Below are 6447 nucleotides of genomic sequence, written 5' to 3' on the forward strand. Positions count from 1 at the left end.
GCGCGGCGACGGATGGGAACATGTGTTCTACTATACCGCCACTGACCTGCGTGAAGATGCCGCTTGTCGACACGGGTCGACCATTCGGCGACCCACTACGATCGGGAGATCGACGCCGTACGGGAGCGGCCGACCCGACCCCGCACGGGTATCGAGTGGTTTCATTCGGTGGCAAGTCGATCCGTACCGCAGGCGCGCCAGCGCCGAGGAACGGAATCGGCGCGGCAGCACATCGGTAGAAGCCGACCACCCCCGAAACGGTTCACCTGAACCGCTGGGAGGTCGCCGACACGCCCGAACCCGGCCCCACCCGACACCGCGGGCGGCCCCGATCGCGGTGTCGGCAGAAGCCGACCACCCCCCGCAACGGTTCACCTGAACCACCGGAAGGTCGACGGAAGCCCGACGCAGCCGGCGCCGAGGAGCCCAGAACGCCACCGTCAATCCGCTCGCCCCGGATCGCCTGCACCACCCGACAGGCTCGAACAGCACTCGGACCCGATCAGCTCGCCGTCCAGCCCGCCCACCGCGTCGGGGTGATCACCAGCACCACGCCGTCCGGCGGGGCCGCCGCATACTGCGGGTACTTCGCCGCCAGCGCGGCGAGGGCCTCGGCCCGCAGCGGGCCGTGCTCGTGCACCTCCGCGACACCGTCGACGCGCACCCACCACAGCGTCGACCAGTCCGCGGCGTAGTGGTCGGCCACCAGCGCCACCCGCGGGTCGTGGCGTACGTCGTCCAGGCGGGCGAGGCGGGTGCTGGTCTTGGGCTTGACCTCGTCCACCGCCGAGCAGATCACGTCGCCGACCAGGGCGAATGTGAAGGGGACGAGCCGCGGCGTGCCGTCGGGGCGCAGCGTCGCGAGGCGCGCCACCGGGGCCAGCGCCAGCCGGGCGCGACGGGAGGCGTCGTCGAGGGCGGGCACTCAGGCGCCCGGGACGTCGACGCGGACCGACACCAGCGCCGCCTCCCGGGTGTCGCGGCGCTCGTGCTCGGCGAACCCCGGAGCGGTGCAGAGGAACAGGGTGCGCCCGTCGTCGCCACCGAGGGCGCAGGCGTACACGCCGGTGCCGGCCTCGACGGTGTCGACGATCCCGGCCTGCGGGCGCACCCGCACCGCCCGGTTGCCCAGCGCGTCGGCCGCCCAGACCGCGCCCTCGGCGTCGGCGCACATCCCGTCCGGCGCGACGACCAGCGCACCGAGCACGTCCGGCACCTCCGTGCCCGCCGGGTGCTCCCCGAAGCGGGCCCAGTCGCGGCGGGCGCCGAGCGAGCCGTCGAAGTCGACCGGGAAGGCGCTGATCCGGTTGCCCAGCGTCTCGGCCACCACCAGCTCCCCGTTGACCATGGCCGAGCCGTTGGGGAAGGACAGGTCGGTGGCGGCCACGGTGACCGTGCCGTCCGGGTCGACGCGCACCAGGGAGGCGGTGCGCACGGGGGCGCCGGTCATGAGGTCGAACCCGAAGTTGCCGACGTAGGCGCGGCCGTCGAGGTCGACGAGCATGTCGTTGAGCAGCCCGGTGGCGTGGGCGGAGAGGTCGGCGTGGGTGGCGAGCGAGCCGTCGGGTTCGCGGCGCAGCACCCGGTGGTCGCGCATGGACACGACGAGCAGGCGGCCGTCGGGAAGCCAGCCCAACCCGGACGGCTGGCCCTCCACCTCGGCCTCGACGCGCACGTCGGAGCCGTCCTCGCGGGCCGAGAGGACCCGGTGGGTGTAGAAGTCGGACACCCAGATCCGGCCGTCCCGCCAGCGGGGGCTCTCCAGGAACGAGTACTTCTCCAGCACGACTGTGGGCATGGTCAGAGTGTGGCTTCCTCGTCGGCCGCGCGCAGCACCCGCAGCACGTTCGCGCCCGCCAGCTTGACGCGGTCGTCCTCGCTCCAGCCGCGCGCCGCGAGCGCGTCGAGCAGGGCCGGGTAGCGGGAGACGTCCTCCAGCCCGACGGGCAGGTCCGCGGTGCCGTCGAAGTCCCCGCCGATGCCGATGTGGTCGACGCCCGCCGCCTCGCGGGCGTGGTCGAGGTGGGCGACGACGTCGTCGAGGGTGGCCCGCGGCGGCGCCTCCCAGCGGGCGGCGAAGGCGTCGCGGGCGGTGAGGTCGCGGTGGTCCAGACCGGCCACGCTCATCGCCGCGGCGAGGCGGTCGTCCCAGGCCGCCACCGCCGCCGACACGAACCGCGGCACGAACGTCACCATCGCGACGCCACCGTTGCCCGCCAGGGCGGCGAGCACGTCGTCGGGGACGTTGCGGGGATGGTCGGTGACGGCGCGGCAGGACGAGTGCGTGAACAGCACGGGCGCGGTGGTCATCGCCAGCACGTCCCGCATCGTGGTGGTGGCGACGTGCGACAGGTCGACGATCATGCCGATGCGGTTCATCTCGGCCACCACCTCGCGCCCGAACGGGGAGAGCCCGCCCGCGTCGGGCGCGTCGGTGGCCGAGTCCGCCCAGCCCACGTTCCGGTTGTGAGTCAGCGTCAGGTAGCGCACGCCGAGTCGGCGCAGCATCCGCAGCACGGCGAGCGACCCGCCGATGCAGTGCCCGCCCTCGGCCCCCAGCAACGACGCGATGCGGCCGCCCGCCGCGTCGACGTCGTCCGCGGTGACGGCGAGCGTGAGGTCGTCGGGGTACCGCGCGACCAGCCGGTGCACGAGGTCGACCTGCTCCAGCACCGCGGTGACGGCGGCGGCCCCGGTGTACGAGCACGGCACGTAGACCGACCAGAACTGCGCGCCGACCCGCCCGGCCCGCAGCCGCGGGAGGTCGGTGTGCAGGTGCGGCTGCGGCGCCGCGACGTCCACCTCACCCTGCTCGCGCAGGGCCCAGGGCAGGTCGTTGTGACCGTCGACGAGCAGCATGGCCGCCAGCATCGCATCGGGAAGAATGCGGCTCGGCGCGGCGTTCGACCCGGTAGTTGCGCTTGCAACAACCATCGATGGAGGTTCCGATGCCCGCGATCACCGTCCCCGACATCACCGTGCTGCCCCGCGTGCCCGACCCGGTGGGCACCGACCGGCCGGTCCGCTCGGTCACCACCGCGCCGTCCGGGTTCGAGGGCGAGGGCTTCCCGGTCCGCCGCGCGTTCGCCGGCATCGAGCTGCGCGACCTCGACCCGTTCCTGATGATGGACCAGATGGGCGAGGTCGAGTACGCACCCGGCGAGCCGAAGGGCACGTCGTGGCATCCGCACCGCGGCTTCGAGACCGTCACCTACATCATGGACGGCACCTTCGAGCACGCCGACAGCCACGGCGGCGGCGGTGTGATCACCAACGGCGACACGCAGTGGATGACGGCCGGCAGCGGCCTGCTCCACATCGAGCGGCCGCCGGAGAGCCTCGTGGCCAGCGGCGGGCTGTTCCACGGCCTGCAGCTGTGGGTGAACCTGCCCAAGGCCGACAAGTGGCTCGAGCCCAAGTACCAGGACCTGCGGGCCGAGGGTTCCGCGCTGCTGACCACCCCCGACGGCGGTGCGCTGCTGCGCGTGATCGCCGGGGACGTCGCCGGGCACACCGGGCCGGGCTCCACCTTCACGCCGATGACGATGATCCACGCGACGATCGCGCCCGGGGCCACCGTGCGCCTGCCGTGGCGGCCGGAGTTCAACGCCCTGGTCTACGTGCTCTCCGGCGACGGTTCCGTCGGCAGCGACCGGCGCCCGATCCGTACCGGGCAGTCCGCCCTCTACGGCCGCGGCGACACGATCACCGTGTCGGCGGCGGAGCAGCAGGAGTCGCGCCTGAACGGCATGGACGTCGTCGTACTGGGCGGCGCGCCGATCCGCGAGCCGATCGCCTGGGCCGGACCGTTCGTGATGAGCACCAAGGCCGAGGTGCTGGCCACGTTCGAGGACTACCAGAAGGGCAAGCTCGGCGTGATCCCGGCGACCTACATCCCGCACAGCGGCGCGCGTGGCTGAGCCGAGCATCCTGGACGTCGCGGAGCGGGCGCGGTTCGAGATCCACTCCGGCGGGCAGCCGGCCGGGTACCTGAACTACCGGCTCGCGCGCGGCGAAATCGCGCTCACCCACACCGAGATCGACGAGCGGCGGCGCGGCCAGGGCCTCGGCGGGGCCCTGGTCCGCGGCGCGCTCGACGCGGCCCGGCGCCGGCGCCTGTCGGTGCTGCCGGAGTGCGAGTTCGCCGCCTCCTGGATCGCGCGGCATCCCGAGTACGCCGACCTCGTCCCGGCGACGCGGCACCCCCGGTTCGGCCTGGCCTGATCCCGGCCCGATCCCCGGCGGTGCCGACGGCCCGGCTCGGTGTCAAGGGACAGCAGGACTTCCCTGTGGGCGGACAGTTGATCTCCCTGCTGGTGGACAGGTCATCTCCCTGTCCACGGACAGCTGATCTCCTGTTGATCTAGGTCAAGGGGACCACGCCCTTGCCTGCGGTGGCCTCGGCGAGGCGGAGGCTGGTGCCCTCGGTGAGCACGATGTGGGCGTGGTGGAGCAGCCGGTCGACCGTGGCGGTGGCCAGGGTCTTGGGCATGATCGTGTCGAACCCGGACGGGTGCAGGTTGGAGGTGACCGCGACCGAGCGGCGCTCGTAGGCGGCGTCGATGACGCGGTAGAGCGCTTCGGCGGCGGCCTGGCCGGCAGGCAGCATGCCGATGTCGTCGACCACGATCAGATCGGCTCGGGTGATCTTGGTGATGGTGCGGGCGACCGAGCCGTCCGCACCGGCCCGCCCGACCGCGGCGGTCAACGATTCCAGGGTGAACCAGGCGACCCGGCGCCCGGCATCGATCGCGGCGTGCGCGAGGGCCTCGACCAGGTGGGTCTTCCCGGTCCCGGACGGCCCGGTCACGGCAAGGTTCTCCGCGCGCCCGATCCATTCCAGCGTGGCCAGGGCGTGTTGAGTGGGGGCGGGGATCGAGCTGTCGGCCTCCCGCCACGACTGGAACGTCTTCCCGGCCGGGAGCCCGGCGGCGCGGCGGTGTTGGCGTCGGGTGGCGTCATCGCGGCCGGCGACCTCCTCGGCGAGCAGCACCCGCAGGGTCTCGGCGGGGTCCCAGCGCTGGGCGCGGGCGGTGGCCAGCACCTCGGGTGCGGCATTTCGAAGGTAGGGCAGCCGCATCCGGCGCAGCAGCGCGGTGAGCTCGTCGGGCAGCGGTGGCGGGGCGGGTTGTGCGGTCACGACCATGAGTCGCTCTCCTCGATGCGATGTTCGAGCCGGGAGGCGAGCGCCCCGAGCCAGGCGGCGACGCTGAACGCGTCGTCTTCTTCCAAGGAGCAGGCCGCCGCGCAGGCCTCGACGCTCGCCGGTTCCCCGCCACCGGCGAGCCATTGCTCGAGCCGGTCGAGCACCGCGGCGGTCTGGGTGGCGGTGGTGCGGTCGAGCAGGATCCACGGCGCAGGCGGCAGACCTGTCGAACCGGCCGATGCGGGGTCGGGGCTGGTGGGGTCGGGGTTGGTGGGGTCGGGGTTGGTCATCGGCCGAACCCCTCCCAGGCCTTGGTGCCGGGTTGCGCGGAGTGTGTCTCGTCGGCGACGACGAGCTGCGCGGTCGGGGCGCCGGCGGCGCGATGGTGCACGATGGCGAGCAGGTCGTCCACGGCGAACCGCCCGGCGGCCGCGGCGACACCGAGCGCGGCGTCGACCTCGCTGTGGCCGGCCAGGGCAGCGAGCTCGACCGCGGCGGCCATCTTCGTCCGCACCCGCACCGCCCCGGCCGCGGCGGCCTCGACCAGCCACGCCTCGGCACCTGGGCCCAGGGCGAGGAACGCGGCCTCCGCCGCGCTGGTGGGCTTGGGTGTGGGCGGGCGCGGCGCCCCGGACGGGTCCTGTGGGTGGCCGGGGTAGTGCGCGAGCTCGATCCGCGGCCGTCCCGGCGTCGACAGGGCGTGCCGGGCGACCTCGACCAGCCCGGCCGGCGGCGTCGGCGCCCACGACGGCCGCAGCGCCAGACCGTTGAGGTCGGCGACGACGACCAGCTCGTCCCCGGCCGCGCGGACCCACACCTGCGCACCCACCAAGCCCGGCGGGGTGGAGTAGCGCACCGATCCGAACCGCACGGTCTGGTCGGTGTTCACCAGCCGCGTCTCGCCGAGCGCGGCGGCATACGGGGCCGAGGGCAGCACGTGCAGCCGCTCCCGCTCGATGACCAGGCGTTCGGCCGGGACCGCGGCGCTCTCCCGATGCCGGCGGTGGTTGACCGTGGCGCAGAACGCATCGCACGCCGCGACCAACGCCATCATGTCCGGGTAGGCCTCGCCCAGGTTGGCCTCGGTCGGCACCAGATCCGCCTTCGCGACCCGCACGCTCGCTTCCGCGCCGCCCTTGGACTCGGGGTCGAACGGCACACACGTCGCGACCTGGATGCCGTATTCTCTGAACTTGATCTTCAGAGGCTCGTTGCGGGCGTGTGCGTTCAGCCGCTCGTGGTGATCGGCGGGATACCGAGGTCGACGGTCGCCGGGCGGGCGCGGCGGTCGATCTGGGCGA

The 6447-nt window shown here is 73.5% G+C and carries 7 protein-coding genes and 1 pseudogene; 2 read left to right on the forward strand and 6 right to left on the reverse strand.

Translation table 11 applies throughout. The annotated features are described in order from the left end of the window. Positions 1–502 precede the first annotated feature (502 nt). Genes Q1K26_RS22385 through Q1K26_RS22395 form a run of 3 tightly spaced genes read right to left on the reverse strand, consistent with a single transcriptional unit; the run spans position 503 to position 2859 of the window. Complete coding sequence (locus tag Q1K26_RS22385) at positions 503–925, reverse strand: TIGR03668 family PPOX class F420-dependent oxidoreductase (protein WP_300016516.1); 423 nt, start codon at positions 923–925, stop codon at positions 503–505. Then, positions 926–1798, reverse strand: a complete 873-nt coding sequence (locus Q1K26_RS22390) for an SMP-30/gluconolactonase/LRE family protein (RefSeq protein WP_300016519.1) — start codon at positions 1796–1798, stop codon at positions 926–928. A gap of 2 nt (positions 1799–1800) precedes the next feature. Further along, entirely contained in the window at positions 1801–2859 is a 1059-nt protein-coding gene (locus tag Q1K26_RS22395; RefSeq protein ID WP_300016522.1) for a dipeptidase, read from the reverse strand. Positions 2860–2948: 89 nt separating this feature from the next. Between Q1K26_RS22395 and Q1K26_RS22400 the strand changes: the two genes are divergently transcribed. Further along, positions 2949–3920 carry a pirin family protein gene (locus Q1K26_RS22400; RefSeq protein ID WP_300016525.1) on the forward strand — a complete coding sequence of 324 codons (972 nt, stop codon included), beginning with the start codon at positions 2949–2951 and terminating at the stop codon, positions 3918–3920. Further along, the gene (locus Q1K26_RS22405; protein WP_300016528.1) at positions 3913–4224 is read left to right on the forward strand and encodes a GNAT family N-acetyltransferase; all 312 of its coding nucleotides are present in this window, start codon (positions 3913–3915) and stop codon (positions 4222–4224) included. The genes Q1K26_RS22400 and Q1K26_RS22405 overlap by 8 nt, the downstream gene beginning before the upstream one ends. 139 nt (positions 4225–4363) lie before the next feature. Here Q1K26_RS22405 and istB read toward each other — a convergent pair whose 3' ends face one another. The 3 genes and pseudogenes from istB to Q1K26_RS22420 all read right to left on the reverse strand — a co-directional run. Then, positions 4364–5146 carry an IS21-like element helper ATPase IstB gene (gene istB / locus Q1K26_RS22410; RefSeq protein ID WP_363320521.1) on the reverse strand — a complete coding sequence of 261 codons (783 nt, stop codon included), beginning with the start codon at positions 5144–5146 and terminating at the stop codon, positions 4364–4366. Then, entirely contained in the window at positions 5137–5436 is a 300-nt protein-coding gene (locus Q1K26_RS22415; protein ID WP_300016534.1) for a hypothetical protein, read from the reverse strand. Before Q1K26_RS22415 ends, istB begins: the two co-directional genes overlap by 10 nt. Further along, positions 5433–6447, reverse strand: a pseudogene (locus Q1K26_RS22420) (hypothetical protein); the annotation flags it as partial. The pseudogene Q1K26_RS22420 and the gene Q1K26_RS22415, both read right to left, overlap by 4 nt.

The organism is Pseudonocardia sp. (assembly GCF_029263155.1).
Lineage (GTDB): Bacteria > Actinomycetota > Actinomycetes > Mycobacteriales > Pseudonocardiaceae > Pseudonocardia.

Bases quoted from the DNA above. Each gene is read 5' to 3' on its own strand.
- Q1K26_RS22390 (WP_300016519.1), bottom strand. From the start codon at position 1,798: ATGCCCACAGTCGTGCTGGAGAAGTACTCGTTCCTGGAGAGCCCCCGC.
- Q1K26_RS22395 (WP_300016522.1), bottom strand. From the start codon at position 2,859: ATGCTGCTCGTCGACGGTCACAACGACCTGCCCTGGGCCCTGCGCGAG.
- Q1K26_RS22400 (WP_300016525.1), top strand. From the start codon at position 2,949: ATGCCCGCGATCACCGTCCCCGACATCACCGTGCTGCCCCGCGTGCCC.
- istB (WP_363320521.1), bottom strand. From the start codon at position 5,146: ATGGTCGTGACCGCACAACCCGCCCCGCCACCGCTGCCCGACGAGCTC.
- Q1K26_RS22415 (WP_300016534.1), bottom strand. From the start codon at position 5,436: ATGACCAACCCCGACCCCACCAACCCCGACCCCACCAGCCCCGACCCC.